Here is a 15831-nt window from a genome sequence, read left to right as displayed (position 1 = left end):
AGGCCCGACGGATCGGACCTCAACGCCGGTTACTGCAGTTTTTCAAGGATGCGCCAGGCCGCGTCGACGCGAGCAGGATTCGGGTAGCTTTTATTGGCCAGCATCACGATGCCCAGATTTTTCTCCGGAATAAAAGCTACATAACTACCAAATCCGCCAGTCGAACCTGTTTTATGTACCCAGGAGGTTTTTACTGCGGGGGCTGGTGGGGTTACCTCAACGGCCGGAAGCGCCGCCAGAGCGATTTTACTGTCGCTGCCGTTGATAATCGTCTCTGCTTTTACTGGCCAGTTCAGCATTTCCCAGCCTAAGCCCTGGTACATCTCGCCAAGGCGCCAGTAACGTGACTGTGCGAGCCGGATGCCCTGCTGCAGGGTTTTCTCCGGTACGTGGCTGGCGTCCATATTGGCCTGAACCCAGCGTGCCATATCCATAATGCTGGATTTCACACCATACGCTTCGGCATCAAGCTGGCCCGGCGAAACATGTACGGGCTTACCATCGCGATAGCCCCAGGCATAATCCCGTTGCTCGTTCTGTGGAACGGTAATCCAGGTGTGTGCGAGTTTTAATGGCTGCAGGACGCGTCTGGTCATCGCCTCTTCGTAGCTCATTCCTGAGGGTTTCACCGCCAGTGCGCCAAACAGACCAATGCTGGAGTTAGCATAGAGACGTTTAGCGCCTGGGGCCCACTGAGGTTGCCAGTTTTGATAAAAGTGCATCAATGCGGTTTTATCCGTCACCTCGTCGGGGACCTGAAGCGGCAGGCCACCAGCCGTGTATGTGGCTAAGTGCAGCAGACGAATGCCCTGCCATTGTTTGCCTGTGAGTTCCGGCCAGTACTGGGTGACCGGATCGCTGAGTTTGATTTCGCCGCGGGCGATCGCATCGCCACCCAGCACGCCATTGAAGGTCTTACTGACTGAACCGAGCTCAAACAGCGTATTCTGTGTGACCGGGCGATTATTGGCGATATCAGCTTTACCCCAGGTAAAATAATACGGTTTTCCCTGGTAGATAACGGCCACGGCCATACCCGGAATGGCCTGTTCTTTCATCAGCGGTGTGATGGTGCGGTTAACGATATCGGCAATGTGTTGTTCTGTGTTCGAGGCGGCAAACGTTGAGAAAGAAGCGGCCATCAGCAGCATGCAGCATAACGATTTTTTCATCATGAAATCATTTCCGTAATAAAAAGCGAAAGGGTGTCCGGGCCCATCAGACGCGATAAGTTTGTTTGATTTGCACTGTGTTGACAAACGGTTAAATTTAGCAGCAGATATAAGTTTTTCTAACAGGCAAGATGATGACGCGTAGCTATATCCCACTTAATTCTCTGCGGGCTTTTGAAGCGGCCGCCAGGCATCTCAGCTTTACCCGCGCAGCAATTGAGCTGAATGTAACGCATTCTGCTATCAGCCAGCATGTGAAAGCGTTGGAGCAACAGCTGAATTGTCAGCTCTTTATCCGCGTTTCACGGGGACTGATGCTCACGACAGAAGGTGAGAGTCTGTTACCTGTACTTAATGATTCCTTCGATCGTATGGCGGCGATGTTAGACCGTTTTGCCGGTAACCAGGCTCAGGAAAAACTGAAAATTGGTGTGGTGGGCACTTTTGCGGTGGGGTGCCTTTTCCCACTTCTACACGATTTTAAACGGGGTTATCCGCATATCGATTTACAGCTTTCCACGCATAATAACCGTGTTGATCCTGCCGCCGAAGGCCTGGATTATACCATTCGCTATGGCGGTGGAGCCTGGCACGATACCGATGCGCAATATTTATGTAGCGCGCTGATGTCTCCACTTTGTTCACCCGATCTGGCCTTTCAGATTCAGACGCCTGCAGATATCCTGAAATTTCCGCTATTACGATCGTATCGTCGTGATGAATGGGCGCTGTGGATGCAGGCGGCCGGAGAGGCTCCCCCTTCACCAACGCACAATGTGATCGTGTTTGACTCGTCCGTCACGATGCTTGAAGCGGCGCAGGCAGGGCTGGGGGTGGCGATTGCTCCCGTCAGAATGTTCACGCATTTGCTGAACAGTGAGCGTATCGTACAACCGTTTTTAACGCAGATTGATTTGGGAAGTTACTGGATTACGCGATTGCAATCCCGTCCGGAGACGCCTGCGATGCGTGATTTTTCCCGCTGGTTGACCGGCGTTGTGCACAAATAAAAAGGCCCGCCAGTGGCGGGCCTAATAGGTAGCAACTGCGATTAGATAGTCAGAATGCCAATCGCTGTTACAACGGTCAGGATTGCAGCCAGGCCGTAGAATACCCATTTGCCAGCAGGCACGTGGATTTTCAGGTCATGCATAGCGTGGTGCATACGGTGTAAACCACACCACAGCGGCAGAACGATCATCAGGAACAGAAATGCGCGTCCGATGAAGCTCTGGGCAAATGCCATAATGCGCTCATAGCTCAGCGCATCGCCCGGGAACAGACCCAGCGGCAGCATAATACCAACCAGCAGAACCACTACCGGCGCAATGATTGCGCCCCACATACCACCTGCACCAAACAGACCCCAGAATACAGGTTCGTCAGAGCGTTTTGGATTTGGATTAATCATCCCGGACTCCTTACCAGTACAGGGCTACATACAGTATGACTACGGTCACAACCGCAGTAACTACCCAGAGACCTTTGATGATCGGCTCTGGCCCCATTTTTTCGTCTTTTACGATGATGTTGGCGGCTTTCGGCGCCAGTTCAAACCAGGTTTTGGTATGCAGCAGCGCTGCAGCCAGAACAACCAGGTTGAGGATGACCACCACCGGGTTTTGCAAAAAGCCGACAAAGCCCATCCAGGACTCAGCACCATGCTTCAGAGCAAACAGGCCGAAAATCAGTTCAATACTGAACCAGACTGCCGGAACTGCCGTGCCTTCGCGCAGCATGTAAAAGCGATAAAATGGCAGCTTTTTCCACCAGGTGGACGTCATCGGCCGCACATAGGGTTTGCGTTTAGTCGTCATCATGCACTCCTTAGCGTGGTTTCAGGGTAGCGATAAGAAAGTCTTTTGAACTTTCAACTTTACCCTGCTGAATGGCCGCAGCCGGATCGACGTGTTTCGGGCAGACTTCGGAGCAGTAGCCCACGAAAGTACAGGTCCAAACGCCGTTCGGGCTGTTCAACTGAGCCATACGCTCCTTCTTACCGTGGTCGCGGCTATCTTCGTTATAGCGATGCGCCAGCGTAATTGCAGCCGGTCCAATGAACTCAGGGTTCAGGCCGAACTGCGGACACGCGGCGTAACACAGACCACAGTTGATGCAACCGGAGAACTGATGATATTTCGCCATCTGCGCCGGAGTCTGGGTGTTTGGACCCTGATCCGGAGTACGCGGGTTACCAATGATGTACGGCTTGATCGCTTCCAGACTTTCGATGAAGTGCGTCATATCGACGACCAGATCGCGTTCAATCGGGAAGTTGCCCAACGCTTCAACCTTCATACCGCTGGTGTAATCACGCAGGAAGGTTTTGCACGCCAGCTTCGGCACGTTGTTGACCATCATGCCGCAAGAGCCGCAGATTGCCATACGGCAGGACCAACGATAGCTCAGGTCCGGTGCCAGGTTATCTTTGATGTAGCCCAACGCATCCAGCAGAGACGTGGTTTCATCATAAGGAACTTCATAGAAAGCACTGTGCGGCGCGGTATCGGTTTCCGGGTTATAGCGCACCACCTCAACTTTCAGGTTTTTCATCTCAGCCATTCGCCTTCTCCTTCTTATCGGCTGCTTCCGCTTCGCCACCGTACACACGTTTAGCTGGTGGCAGAGTGGTGATTTTCACGTCGCTGTATTCCAGGCGAGTCGTGCCGTCAGCATCGCGGAAGGCGAGGGTATGTTTGAGGAAGTTAACGTCGTCACGCTCGGTGCAGCCTTCATCCAGACGCTGGTGCGCGCCGCGGGATTCTTTACGTGCCAGCGCGGAGTGCGCCATACATTCGGCAACGTTCAGGCCGTGACCCAGTTCAATGGTGTACAGCAGGTCGGTGTTAAAGACGCTGGAGGTATCAGTGATACGTACGCGCTTGAAGCGTTCCTGCAGCTCAGCCAGCTTATCAACGGTTTTCTGCATGAGTTCCGGTGTACGGTAGATACCGCAACCTTCTTCCATAGACAGACCCATTTCGTCGCGGATCTTAGACCAGTTTTCGTTACCTTCCTGGTTAACCAGATCTTTCAGACGTTTTTCAACGCCAGCAACCTGTGCATCGAGCGCGGCACTGTTTGCAGCGCCAGCCGTTGCAGCACGTTCTGCAGCCTGCTCACCCGCCATACGGCCAAAGACCACCAGTTCCGCCAGAGAGTTGGAGCCCAGACGGTTAGCACCGTGCAGACCAACAGAGGAACATTCACCCACCGCGAACAGACCTTTAATACGGGTTTCGCAGTGCTGATCGGTTTCGATACCGCCCATGGTGTAGTGTGCGGTCGGGCGTACCGGGATCGGTTCTTTAACCGGATCAACACCCACGTAGGCTTTCGCCAGTTCGCAGATGAACGGTAAACGTTCGAGCAGTTTTTTCTCGCCGAGGTGACGCAGGTCGAGGTGAACGACATCGCCACGTGGGGTGGAGATGGTGTTGCCTTTACGCCATTCGTGCCAGAAAGCTTGAGAAACTTTGTCACGCGGACCGAGTTCCATGTATTTGTTTTTCGGCTCACCCAGCGGAGTTTCCGGGCCCATGCCGTAATCTTGCAGATAGCGGTAGCCATTTTTGTTGACCAGAATACCGCCTTCACCACGGCAGCCTTCAGTCATCAGGATACCGGAACCAGGCAGACCGGTTGGGTGATACTGAACGAATTCCATATCACGCAGCGGAACGCCGTGGCTCAGCGCCATGCCCATACCGTCGCCGGTTACGATGCCGCCGTTGGTGTTGTAACGGTAAACACGACCCGCGCCGCCCGTTGCCATCACGACGGCGTTAGCACGGATTTGTACCAGGGTGCCTTCCATCATGTTCATGGCGACCAGGCCGCGAGCATGACCGTCATCCACCAGGATATCCAGAACGAAGTGTTCATCAAAGCGCTGAATCTGCGGGAACTGCAAAGAAGTTTGGAACAGCGTATGCAGCATGTGGAAGCCGGTTTTATCCGCGGCAAACCAGGTACGCTCGATTTTCATGCCGCCGAAGCGACGTACGTTGACGCTACCGTCTTCACGACGGCTCCATGGGCAGCCCCATTGTTCCAGCTGCGTCATTTCAGTTGGGCAGTGGTGGACAAAGTAATCCACGACATCCTGCTCACACAGCCAGTCTCCGCCTGCTACCGTATCGTGAAAATGGTAGTCAAAGCTGTCATGATCCTGCGCGACAGCAGCAGAGCCGCCTTCGGCAGCAACGGTATGGCTGCGCATTGGGTACACTTTTGAGATCAGTGCGATTTTAGCGTTGGGATTTGCTTGTGCGGCAGCAATTGCAGCACGTAATCCCGCGCCACCGGCGCCTATAATGGCAAGATCGGCTTGAAAGGTTTGCACGACATTCCTCCAGATTGTTGTTATTTCATCCCCGCCCGAATTCAGATGCTTAATCGGATTCAAACAGGTTATGAACGCGTTTCCACTGCTCCTTTATAGGTACAATAGTATAGTCTTAGGGATGTGAGGGAAATTTGACGTGTTCGATTTTTTTAGCGTATCAGAGGGCTGAATTATCATTGAATTTGATTAATTTAATTACTAAACCACCCAATATTGCTTTTTTTACCCGCCAGCCAGTGTTTATTATTCCCGCGTGAAATTTGTCTCGCTAGCACGATACGAGTAGACTTCGTGCCCTTGTCTGAAATCGGAGAAACAACCATGAGCGAAACGGCAACCTGGCAGCCGAGCGCGTCCATCCCCAATCTGTTAAAACGTGCAGCAATTATAGCGGAGATTCGCCGCTTTTTTGCCGATCGTGGAGTGCTTGAGGTTGAGACACCTTGCATGAGTCAGGCGACGGTAACGGACATTCATCTGTTCCCGTTCGAAACGCGTTTCGTTGGCCCTGGTCATTCCCAGGGGATGAACCTCTATTTAATGACCAGCCCGGAATACCATATGAAGCGCCTGCTGGTCGCTGGATGTGGCCCGGTGTATCAGCTATGTCGCAGCTTCCGTAATGAAGAAATGGGGCGCCATCATAATCCTGAGTTCACCATGCTTGAGTGGTATCGCCCACACTACGACATGTATCGCCTGATGAACGAAGTGGATGATTTGCTGCAGCAAGTGCTGGACTGTTCACCTGCCGAAAGCCTTTCTTACCAGCAAGCTTTCCAGCGTCATCTGGAGATTGACCCGCTGTCTGCGGATAAAACCCAACTGCGAGAAGTGGCGGCGAAGCTGGATCTCAGCAATATCGCGGATACTGAAGAAGACCGGGATACCTTGCTGCAACTGCTGTTTACAATGGGTGTTGAGCCGCATATTGGCAAAGACAAACCAACGTTTGTGTACCATTTCCCGGCCAGCCAGGCGTCACTGGCACAAATCAGTACTGAAGATCATCGGGTCGCAGAGCGATTTGAGGTTTATTACAAAGGTATTGAGCTGGCGAATGGTTTCCATGAGTTGACCGATGCGCGTGAACAGCAGCAACGGTTTGAGCAGGATAATCGTAAACGTGCAGCGCGTGGCCTGCCGCAACAGCCAATTGACAACAACTTGCTTGAAGCGTTGAAAGTTGGGATGCCGGATTGCTCTGGTGTGGCGCTGGGTGTTGATCGTCTGGTGATGCTGGCGCTGGGCGCTGATAGCCTGGCTGACGTTATCGCCTTTACCGTCGATCGCGCATAACGTGTTTTCCCTTCACAAAACAAAGTGGCGGTAAAACCGCCACTTTGTAGCACATTTTTTCACTTTCCCTCTAATAGCCACAATTTGACTCTGGATATCTGGTATCGTTTAGGTATCAATTCTGTGTTGATTTTTAATTGCTGAACTCTGCAAAGAGAGCGGTGCCAATCGGTGAGCGGCGTTTGCTAAACGCTTGCCAGAGTAAGGGATGGTTGAATGACCCAAACAATAAAGAAGATGAGCCTGATAGGTCTCATCCTTATGATATTCACGTCAGTTTTCGGATTTGCAAATAGTCCCTCTGCATTTTATTTGATGGGATATAGTGCGATTCCTTGGTATATATTTTCTGCATTATTATTCTTTATTCCCTTCGCTTTAATGATGGCAGAAATGGGTTCCGCCTATCGGAAAGAAGAGGGTGGAATATATTCGTGGATGAATAATAGCGTTGGACCACGCTACGCGTTTATCGGCACGTTTATGTGGTTCTCCTCCTACGTGATATGGATGGTTAGCACAGCGGCAAAAGTATGGGTGCCTTTCTCGACCTTCTTATTCGGCGCAGACATGACGCAGCATTGGGGTATCGCCGGGCTTGAACCAACCCAGGTTGTCGGACTGCTTGCGGTCGGCTGGATGGTGGTGGTGACCTGTGTTGCTTCTCGCGGTATTAATAAGATTGCACGTATTACGGCTGTAGGCGGAATTGCCGTAATGTGTCTTAACTTAGTTCTGTTGTTAGTGAGTGTCGCTATTTTGTTATTAACAGGTGGCCACTTTGCGCAGGATATTAATTTTACATCTTCACCCAATCCGGGATATCAGTCAGGCCTGGCAATGTTGTCGTTCGTGGTATTTGCCATTTTTGCTTATGGTGGAATTGAAGCCGTTGGTGGACTGGTCGATAAAACGGAGAAACCAGAAAAGAACTTTGCAAAAGGCATTGTCTTTGCCGCTATCGTCATTTCAGTTGGTTATTCGCTGGCCATATTTTTGTGGGGTGTTAGCACCAACTGGCAGCAGGTATTAAGTAATGGTTCCGTTAACCTTGGTAATATTACTTATATCCTGATGAAAAGTCTTGGCATGACATTGGGTAATGCGCTGCACCTTTCCCCAGAGACGGCAACGACGATGGGGGTATGGTTTGCGCGTATTACCGGGCTTTCCATGTTCCTTGCCTATACCGGTGCTTTTTTTACCCTTAGCTACTCGCCGCTGAAAGCGATTATTCAGGGAACACCAAAAGCGCTGTGGCCGGCACCGATGACCAAACTGAATGCGATGGGTATGCCAACGACAGCAATGTGGATGCAGTGCCTGTTGGTGAGTTTGTTTATTCTGTTAGTTTCCTTCGGCGGTGATACGGCCTCCGCGTTTTATAACAAACTGACGTTGATGGCGAACGTATCTATGACGTTGCCGTATCTGTTCCTGGCGCTGGCGTTTCCGTTCTTCAAATCCCGCGTGGGGTTGGAAAGGCCGTTTGTTATTTTTAAAACCCGGGCGGCAACGTTGCTGGCAACGGGAGTGGTGGTACTGGTGGTGACGTTTGCCAACGTATTTACCATCATCCAGCCGGTGATCGAGGCCGGAGACTGGAACAGTGCGCTGTGGATGACTGGCGGTCCGATATTCTTCTCACTGCTGGCGATGGCGATTTATCAGAACTACAGTCGCCGCGCGGCCAATGAGCCTGAGTGGGCTGTGGAATAAACGACCTGCTTAATCCGGCCTACAAAGAAGCATCTTCGTAGGCCGGATTAGACCCAACGGGTCGCCATCCGGCATTTCTTGCCTGGATCATGCGCTACAAACTTCCCGCCGGACGACTGCTTCTGCCCGCAGAACTTAACGTTCTTCCCGTTTGCTTACCCCCCAGACTTTCCAGACGCATCTGGAACGGCGGGAATGGCATATCAATACCGTGCTCACGGAAGCCTGCCAGAATCAGTTGGTGGATCTCGTGGCGCAGCGGCATACGGTGTCCCATCTCCGCAGCATAGATACGCAGTTCGAAGATCTGAATCCCTTGCTGAAGGTCAACCAGGAAGACTTCCGGAGCAGGTGTGTCGATCACCAGCGAACAGCGGTGTGCGGCGGTAAGCAGGATTTGTGTGACTTCCTCGCTGTTAGCTTCCGACGGCGCCGGGATAGTTAACACGACACGCGTGACCGAGTCAGATAGTGACCAGTTGATAAACTGCTCGGTGATGAACGCTTTGTTGGGCACGATTATCTCTTTGCGGTCCCAGTCGCTGATGGTGGTCGCGCGGGTATTAATTTTCGTCACGCTACCGGTGAGATCGCGAATGGTCACCGTGTCGCCAATACGGATTGGTTTTTCAAACAGGATGATCAGGCCAGAAATAAAGTTGGCGAAGATCTCCTGCAAGCCAAAGCCCAGCCCCACACCGAGAGCCGCTACCAGCCACTGCAGTTTTGACCATTCGATACCAATCATTGAGAAGCCCACCAAACCGCCAATCAGCATCAGCAGATATTTGGTGATGGTGGTGATGGCATAACCGGTACCGGGGGTTAAATCCAGGTGTTGTAGCAACGCCAGTTCCAGCAATGCGGGCAGGTTTCGCACCAACTGCGTCGTGATAATAAACACCAGAATCGCAATTAACACCGCACCCAGTGTAATGGGCTCTAAACTTTCTACGCCCTGCACCGTGGAGGTGACATCCCATAGTGAGATATTTTCCAGGAAGCCGAAAGCGGAATGAATTTCTGACCACAGCACGATAACCGAGAGCAGGGCGATGAGCATCAGGATAGAACGCACCAGGCGCAGTGATTGTGCACTGATCGCATCAAGATCCACTTCGCTTTCGTCAACATCGACGGCCCCTTCAAGGCTGGTTGAATGAGGTGGCTCTTCCTCACCGCGCGCGCGTTGCGCCAGCATTTCAGCACGTCGATGCTTGGCACGATCGAATGCCAGACGGCGACGTTGGATTAGCATCCAACGGCGAATGACGTGATAGACCACCAGTAACAAGAACCAGATTGCTACCGAAGTCTCCAGGCGCGCCAGCAAGGCTTGTGATGTTGCCAGGTAGCCCACAGCAGCCGCGAGAATAGCAATGAGTGGTGCACCCATCAGCATATTCCACAGCATGCTGTTGACCATGTTGTCGCCATTGCCTTCTTTGTCGAGATACAGCGGTATACCGGCGCGTTTCAGGCTCAGGGTTACGATCGCCAGCGCCCCGCAAATCAGGATGAAGCACAAGCGTCCCAATGAGGCGGAGAATTCCCGGTCATTGAGGTTATCAAACATAATTACCGCCATGATCAGCGGGACAATCAGCCCGATACTCATCAGGTAATAGTGCATGGCCTTCGCGACACGGTTACGCGGCCAGCCAAAGTGCGCAATGAACAGACCGTTGGGGCGTGCGAAGGTGGCGCAAATCATTACCGCCCACAGCATGGGTACCGTTGCGGTAACGCCGTCTCCTATCGCGACGGCCAGCGGGTAGGGCCAGGCTTCCTGTAATCCGTAACCCAGTGTTGCCCATAGCACTGGCAGCGGTGAGGCCACAAGTATCGACCAGAATACCGTGCGTATCGTGAGCCAGAAGTGGTCCTGGGTGACTTTACCAACACGCGCTGACGAGCGTTCAAGAAAGCGGGTGAAGTGTTTACGTGAAGAAAGGCTAAACCCAACCAGCACCAGCGCACCGAACAGTGGCAGCAGCGTTTCTTTGCTGGTCAGCATCATGATCGTGGCTTTGCCGAGCTGATTAAATGTATCGAGTGAGATCAGGCGGCGCAGATCCTGAACAATGTCGACAGGCCAGGAAAGCGAGATGGGGCTGACGTCTGATGTCCAGAACAGATAACGGTGCGTCGCCTCGTTGACCTCTTTCAACGCGTCTTCCAGTTGGCTATTGGAGACTTTTAGCTTAGTGAGCTCGAGGATCAGTGTATCGCCACCCTGTAGCAGTGAGTTCAGTAGTTCACGCTGAGTGCGCAACTGGGCGTTGAGAATGCTGCTCTGCTCAGCGGTTAGTGGTTGTCCGTCGGCCTGGTGAATTTGACGTAATTGCGGCTGCTTGTTGAGGAGATCTTCATAGCGCATGCGGTGTACGCGCAGCTGTGCCATTTCGGTATCTAACTGCTGGGGTTTGGGCATTTCTGGCAGACGAGAAACTTGTGCACGCAGTGCTTCTCCCAGCATATTCGAGACGCCAAGCCATTGTGACTGTTCCCGCAGCGTATTCAGCGCCTGACGTACCTGCAACGTTTGGCTGGTGGCCTGACGCTGCTGGGAGGCGACCAGATCCATACGTTGCGCCTGCTGATTGAGTGCCTGAGACAGCTCACGGTTAACTTTAAACTGGTCAATGATGCCTTCCGGCAATCCTGCGCTGTTTTCTGCCAACAGTTCCGTGCTTTCCAGCGCACGTTCGGCTTCACGCTGGCGCTGGCTGTTGAGTTGGTTGCGTAATGCCTGCAGGTAAGCGTCGAGCTGTTGGCTCTGTTTTTCTGCCAGTTCGGAGCGCATGCGCGCCAGTTCCTGACGGTTGTTTGCGGAAAGCTGAGCCAGTTCCAGTTCATCGACCTGGGCTTTAAGCCTGGCGGATTCTGCCTGCATTGCTTGATTGAGCGCTGAGTTACTGTTGGCTGTACCAAGGCGCCGCTCAATATCATTTAGCTGGCGGCGAGCATCGGTTTGTTGCTGGGGAAGCTGGCTTAACGAGTCGGCGATTTCCCTGGCGCGATCCTGCTCCTGTTGAGCCTGGCGGCTTTTATCCAGTAACTGACTGCTGACCTGAAGGATCTCCTGGTTTAATGCATCCGTCGTGAGGCCGGTCGGTACGCTACGCGGTTCGTCGCGCAGGTTGTTTAGCTGTGCGCGTAACGTGGCGGACAGCTTGGGGAAGTTATCGATAACCTGTTGATATTGTTCAGCACGCTCAAGGGAGCCTTTCCGCTCCTCAAGAGCATTCAGCGCGGACTGGAGCGCCTCAACGGTTTCTGGCTGAGCGGGTTTCGCCGCCTTTGCCTGCTCCAGTTCCTGAGTGAGTTGTTTACTGTCGGGGGCCGTCGCAGCGTACGCCCCCTGGCTGAGGCACCAGGCCATCAGAAAAGTGATAATCAGGCGCACAGCAGCGATTCCTATGGTTAACTTTCGTCTTTTTTGTCTTCAACCAGCGGGCTGGCATCGTGTTCTGCTTCGATCTCTTCTTTCGGCAATGGCACGGGCTCTGCCGCTGGCGTCACGAAGGTCTCGGTCGAGATGGCCATCGGCTGGCCAATTTTGGTTACCGACAGATCCTGCAACTGTGCAACCAGATTAACTTTACCCGGCGCAAACAGGTTGATAACGGTTGAACCGAGTTTAAAGCGGCCCATTTCCTGACCTTTCAGCAGCGCCACAGAGCCTTCGCTTTCGCCTTCCGGCCATGTCCAGCGTTTGATCACGCCTTCACGTGGTGGGGTAATGGTGCCAGCCCATACGGTTTCAATGCTGCCGACGATGGTCGCACCGACCAGAATCTGCACCATCGGGCCGAATTCGGTATCAAACAGGCAAATAACACGTTCGTTGCGGGCAAACAGGTTCGGCACGTTCTGCGCGGTCAGGATGTTCACAGAGAAGAGATCGCCTGGCACGTACATCATTTCTCGCAAGATACCGTTACACGGCATGTGGACACGGTGGTAATCACGCGGTGAGAGGTAAGTCGTGACAAACGTCCCGTTACGGAATTTATCCGCCATCTGGTAGTTGCCTGCCAGCAGCGCTTCAAGGGTGTAGCTATGCCCTTTGGCCTGCAACAGTTTGTCTTCCTCAATATTACCCAACTGATTAATCACGCCGTCAGCGGGCATGACCAGCACATTGGGATCGGTATTGATCGGGCGTGCATCTTCGCGCAGCGGGCGAACAAAAAAGTCGTTAAAGGTACGATAGCTGGCGGTGTCCGGCTTTTGCGCCTCTTTCATATCGACCTTGTAATATTTCACGAACAGATCGATGACCAGTTTGGTCAACCATCCTGCACGTTTGCTCGCACCCCAACCCGCCAGGCGAGTGAGCCATAGTTTCGGCAGAATGTATTGTAGCGAAAGCTTAAATGAGTTTAACAAGGTAGCCTCCAGGCCATAATTTGTTCCCGATCCGGCATAGGGGCCGGATCCTGAAAAAAGGGGGACGATTCTAGCGATGCTTAGCTTAGTTGTCAGTTGTCTGTATCAGAAAAGTTTTTACGCGTTTTTACCTGCGCCATGCTTTCCAGGATGCGGTGATAATTTTCAAACCGAATCTCAGCGATTTTCCCTTCCTCGACAGCTTCACGGATTGCACAGCCCGGATCTGCATCATGTTTACAGTCGCGATACTTGCAATGGCCTAAATAGTCATGAAATTCGACAAAGCCATCAGTGATTTGTTCCGGTTCAAGATGCCACAGCCCAAACTCACGTACACCGGGGGAGTCGATGACATCGCCGCCGTGAGGGAAGTGGTACAGGCGAGAAGCTGTTGTGGTGTGCTGCCCAAGACCTGAGTTGTCGGAGACATCATTGGTCAGGATCTCTTCCTGCAGGCCGAGAAGGTTATTGAGCAGGCTGGATTTGCCTACGCCTGACTGACCAGCAAAGATACTAATACGATCGGTCAATGCTTCTTCAAGCGGTTTCAGGCCGTCTTTGGTGCGGCTTGAGACCATCAACACGCGATAACCAATGTTGCGATAGATGTCCATCTGCTCGTTAACGAAGGCCATACCTTCGTTGTCCAGCAGATCGATTTTGTTGAGTACGATGATGGGCTCTACGTGCAAGGTTTCGCAAGCCACCAGATAGCGGTCGATAATATTCAGTGACAGCTCAGGTAAGATGGCTGAAACAATCACGATTTGATCGATGTTGGCCGCAATGGGTTTCACCCCGTCGTAAAAGTCCGGGCGTGTGAGTACGGAGGTACGCTCATGTACCGCTTCAACGATCCCTTTAACATTAACGCCCTCTGCTGCCGCTTTACCCGGACGCCAGACTACACGATCGCCGGTAACCAGCGAACGAATGGTACGGCGGATGTTGCAACGGTGAATTTTCCCGTCAGCAGATTCTACGTCGGCATGCATGCCAAAACGGCTGATAACGATGCCTTCAGCAGTCTCGCCAAACAGGTTGTCGTCGTAGTCGGGCTTCTCCGCGGACGTTTTAAGACGACGCTGGTGATTGGCGTTCACGCGGCGCTGTTGGCCTTTGGAGAGTTTATTCTTACTCAATCGGACTGGCTCCTGGTCGCCCATAATGGGCAAAACATTTATGATACACGCAATTTTAGATGAATATAGTCACACTGAATGTGACGTCTGAAGGGTGGAAAATAGCATGAGTGCCAATGAAAACAACCTGATTTGGATCGATCTGGAGATGACAGGTCTGGATCCCGAGCGCGATCGCATTATTGAGATCGCTACGCTAGTGACTGATGCCAACCTGAATATCCTGGCTGAAGGACCAACAATTGCGGTGCATCAGTCTGATGAGCAACTGGCGCTAATGGATGACTGGAACGTACGTACGCATACCGGAAGTGGACTAGTGGAACGCGTAAAAGCGAGCACCATGGGCGATCGTGAAGCCGAGCTGGCAACGCTGGCCTTTTTAAAAGAGTGGGTACCTGAAGGAAAATCACCTATCTGTGGCAACAGCATCGGCCAGGATCGCCGTTTCCTGTTTAAATATATGCCGGAGCTGGAGGCGTATTTCCATTATCGCTATCTGGACGTCAGCACGCTTAAAGAGTTGGCCCGTCGCTGGAAACCAGAGATCCTTGATGGCTTCAAGAAACAAGGAACACACCAGGCAATGGACGATATTCGTGAGTCCGTTGCTGAGCTGGCTTACTATCGCGAGCATTTTATTAAGCTTTAATTTTGTGGATGACCGGGTGGCGGTTGTACTCTGCCCGGCCTACGAATATCGTTCCTGTGCGCTTGCACTGGGGCAAGATTGCCGCTAAATTAGACGACTTGTCGATAAATTCAGCACTTGAGCAGAAAAACGAAAAAATCGCTTTTAGGGGGGTTGCAGCTAAACGGATTTCTCGTATAATGCGCCTCCCGTAACGACAGAGAATTACACGTTACGGCAGCAACAAAAGAAGTACAAATTTGCGGGAATAGCTCAGTTGGTAGAGCACGACCTTGCCAAGGTCGGGGTCGCGAGTTCGAGTCTCGTTTCCCGCTCCAAAATTTGAAAGTGCTTATTAAGCACAGACCACCAATCGCAGAATTTCGAATTGCGACAAGGCGGCAACTGAATGAGTCCTCAGGAGCTTACAAAAGTAAGTGACTCAGGCGAATGAAGGCAGCCAACGCAGTAGCGGTTCGAAAGACGAAGATTATGCGGGAATAGCTCAGTTGGTAGAGCACGACCTTGCCAAGGTCGGGGTCGCGAGTTCGAGTCTCGTTTCCCGCTCCAAAATTTGAAAGTGCTTGTTAAGCACAGACCACCAATCGCAGAATTTCGAATTGCGGCAAGGCGGCAACTGAATGAGTCCTCAGGAGCTTACAAAAGTAAGTGACTTAGGCGAATGAAGGCAGCCAACGCAGTAGCGGTTCGAAAGACGAAGATTATGCGGGAATAGCTCAGTTGGTAGAGCACGACCTTGCCAAGGTCGGGGTCGCGAGTTCGAGTCTCGTTTCCCGCTCCAAAATTTGAAAGTGCTTGTTAAGCACAGACCACCAATCGCAGAATTTCGAATTGCGGCAAGGCGGCAACTGAATGAGTCCTCAGGAGCTTACAAAAGTAAGTGACTTAGGCGAATGAAGGCAGCCAACGCAGTAGCGGTTCGAAAGACGAAGATTATGCGGGAATAGCTCAGTTGGTAGAGCACGACCTTGCCAAGGTCGGGGTCGCGAGTTCGAGTCTCGTTTCCCGCTCCAAATTCTTATCTCAATAAAAATATCCACAACGTAGTATCGCGTTGGGGACGTTTTCGTTCGCCATTGACATACTTCTGTAAACAGACTT

The 15831-nt window shown here is 52.2% G+C and carries 12 protein-coding genes and 4 tRNA genes; 8 read left to right on the top strand and 8 right to left on the bottom strand.

Going from position 1 to position 15831, the window contains the following annotated elements; genetic code table 11:
* Positions 1–29: 29 nt before the first annotated feature.
* On the bottom strand, positions 30–1175 hold the full coding sequence (blaCMY, locus tag QMN38_RS17050) for a CMY-2 family class C beta-lactamase (RefSeq protein WP_323605415.1): 1146 nt from the start codon (positions 1173–1175) through the stop codon (positions 30–32).
* Positions 1176–1306: 131 nt separating this feature from the next.
* Here blaCMY and ampR point away from each other — a divergent pair, with 131 nt between their 5' ends.
* Positions 1307–2182: a LysR family transcriptional regulator AmpR gene (gene ampR / locus QMN38_RS17045; RefSeq protein WP_271449196.1), complete on the top strand. Its 876-nt coding sequence runs from the start codon at positions 1307–1309 to the stop codon at positions 2180–2182.
* Positions 2183–2223: 41 nt separating this feature from the next.
* On the opposite strand, the gene frdD is transcribed toward ampR, so the two are convergent.
* Genes frdD through frdA form a run of 4 tightly spaced genes read right to left on the bottom strand, consistent with a single transcriptional unit; the run spans position 2224 to position 5517 of the window.
* Complete coding sequence (gene frdD / locus QMN38_RS17040; RefSeq protein ID WP_048212909.1) at positions 2224–2583, bottom strand: fumarate reductase subunit FrdD; 360 nt, start codon at positions 2581–2583, stop codon at positions 2224–2226.
* A 10-nt stretch (positions 2584–2593) separates the two neighbouring features.
* Positions 2594–2989 carry a fumarate reductase subunit FrdC gene (gene frdC, locus QMN38_RS17035; RefSeq protein WP_048212908.1) on the bottom strand — a complete coding sequence of 132 codons (396 nt, stop codon included), beginning with the start codon at positions 2987–2989 and terminating at the stop codon, positions 2594–2596.
* A gap of 10 nt (positions 2990–2999) precedes the next feature.
* Positions 3000–3734 carry a fumarate reductase iron-sulfur protein gene (frdB, locus tag QMN38_RS17030; RefSeq protein WP_137384014.1) on the bottom strand — a complete coding sequence of 245 codons (735 nt, stop codon included), beginning with the start codon at positions 3732–3734 and terminating at the stop codon, positions 3000–3002.
* Positions 3727–5517, bottom strand: a complete 1791-nt coding sequence (frdA, locus tag QMN38_RS17025; RefSeq protein ID WP_003830519.1) for a fumarate reductase (quinol) flavoprotein subunit — start codon at positions 5515–5517, stop codon at positions 3727–3729. The genes frdB and frdA overlap by 8 nt, the downstream gene beginning before the upstream one ends.
* A 324-nt stretch (positions 5518–5841) precedes the next feature.
* On the opposite strand from frdA, the gene epmA reads away from it, so the two are divergent.
* A complete protein-coding gene (gene epmA, locus QMN38_RS17020; RefSeq protein WP_137384013.1) occupies positions 5842–6819 on the top strand; it encodes an elongation factor P--(R)-beta-lysine ligase in 978 nt (325 codons plus the stop codon).
* Between the two features lie 216 nt (positions 6820–7035).
* Positions 7036–8538 carry a glutamate/gamma-aminobutyrate family transporter YjeM gene (gene yjeM / locus QMN38_RS17015; protein WP_271440266.1) on the top strand — a complete coding sequence of 501 codons (1503 nt, stop codon included), beginning with the start codon at positions 7036–7038 and terminating at the stop codon, positions 8536–8538.
* Between the two features lie 94 nt (positions 8539–8632).
* Here yjeM and mscM read toward each other — a convergent pair whose 3' ends face one another.
* The 3 genes from mscM to rsgA form a co-directional block, all read right to left on the bottom strand.
* Positions 8633–11947 carry a miniconductance mechanosensitive channel MscM gene (mscM, locus tag QMN38_RS17010; protein ID WP_271454077.1) on the bottom strand — a complete coding sequence of 1105 codons (3315 nt, stop codon included), beginning with the start codon at positions 11945–11947 and terminating at the stop codon, positions 8633–8635.
* Positions 11948–11964: 17 nt separating this feature from the next.
* A complete protein-coding gene (asd, locus tag QMN38_RS17005; RefSeq protein ID WP_271440268.1) occupies positions 11965–12933 on the bottom strand; it encodes an archaetidylserine decarboxylase in 969 nt (322 codons plus the stop codon).
* A 92-nt stretch (positions 12934–13025) separates the two neighbouring features.
* Positions 13026–14078 carry a small ribosomal subunit biogenesis GTPase RsgA gene (gene rsgA / locus QMN38_RS17000; protein WP_323605414.1) on the bottom strand — a complete coding sequence of 351 codons (1053 nt, stop codon included), beginning with the start codon at positions 14076–14078 and terminating at the stop codon, positions 13026–13028.
* Positions 14079–14184: 106 nt separating this feature from the next.
* On the opposite strand from rsgA, the gene orn reads away from it, so the two are divergent.
* The 5 genes from orn to QMN38_RS16975 all read left to right on the top strand — a co-directional run bounded on the left by orn (position 14185) and on the right by QMN38_RS16975 (position 15743).
* Complete coding sequence (gene orn, locus QMN38_RS16995) at positions 14185–14730, top strand: oligoribonuclease (RefSeq protein WP_040232952.1); 546 nt, start codon at positions 14185–14187, stop codon at positions 14728–14730.
* Between the two features lie 241 nt (positions 14731–14971).
* Positions 14972–15047: transfer RNA gene (locus tag QMN38_RS16990), tRNA-Gly, on the top strand.
* A 156-nt stretch (positions 15048–15203) separates the two neighbouring features.
* Positions 15204–15279: transfer RNA gene (locus QMN38_RS16985), tRNA-Gly, on the top strand.
* A gap of 156 nt (positions 15280–15435) precedes the next feature.
* Positions 15436–15511 (top strand) — tRNA-Gly (locus tag QMN38_RS16980).
* Positions 15512–15667: 156 nt separating this feature from the next.
* Positions 15668–15743 (top strand) — tRNA-Gly (locus QMN38_RS16975).
* The last annotated feature ends 88 nt before the right edge of the window (positions 15744–15831 follow it).

It is taken from the genome of Citrobacter sp. R-1.5.2, from assembly GCF_035064245.1.
Lineage (GTDB): Bacteria > Pseudomonadota > Gammaproteobacteria > Enterobacterales > Enterobacteriaceae > Citrobacter.
Note: the sequence above shows the minus strand (reverse complement) of the source record. Positions and strands in the feature narration are given on the sequence as shown.

Bases quoted from the DNA above. Each gene is read 5' to 3' on its own strand.
- blaCMY (WP_323605415.1), bottom strand. From the start codon at position 1,175: ATGATGAAAAAATCGTTATGCTGCATGCTGCTGATGGCCGCTTCTTTC.
- ampR (WP_271449196.1), top strand. From the start codon at position 1,307: ATGACGCGTAGCTATATCCCACTTAATTCTCTGCGGGCTTTTGAAGCG.
- frdD (WP_048212909.1), bottom strand. From the start codon at position 2,583: ATGATTAATCCAAATCCAAAACGCTCTGACGAACCTGTATTCTGGGGT.
- frdC (WP_048212908.1), bottom strand. From the start codon at position 2,989: ATGACGACTAAACGCAAACCCTATGTGCGGCCGATGACGTCCACCTGG.
- frdB (WP_137384014.1), bottom strand. From the start codon at position 3,734: ATGGCTGAGATGAAAAACCTGAAAGTTGAGGTGGTGCGCTATAACCCG.
- epmA (WP_137384013.1), top strand. From the start codon at position 5,842: ATGAGCGAAACGGCAACCTGGCAGCCGAGCGCGTCCATCCCCAATCTG.
- yjeM (WP_271440266.1), top strand. From the start codon at position 7,036: ATGACCCAAACAATAAAGAAGATGAGCCTGATAGGTCTCATCCTTATG.
- orn (WP_040232952.1), top strand. From the start codon at position 14,185: ATGAGTGCCAATGAAAACAACCTGATTTGGATCGATCTGGAGATGACA.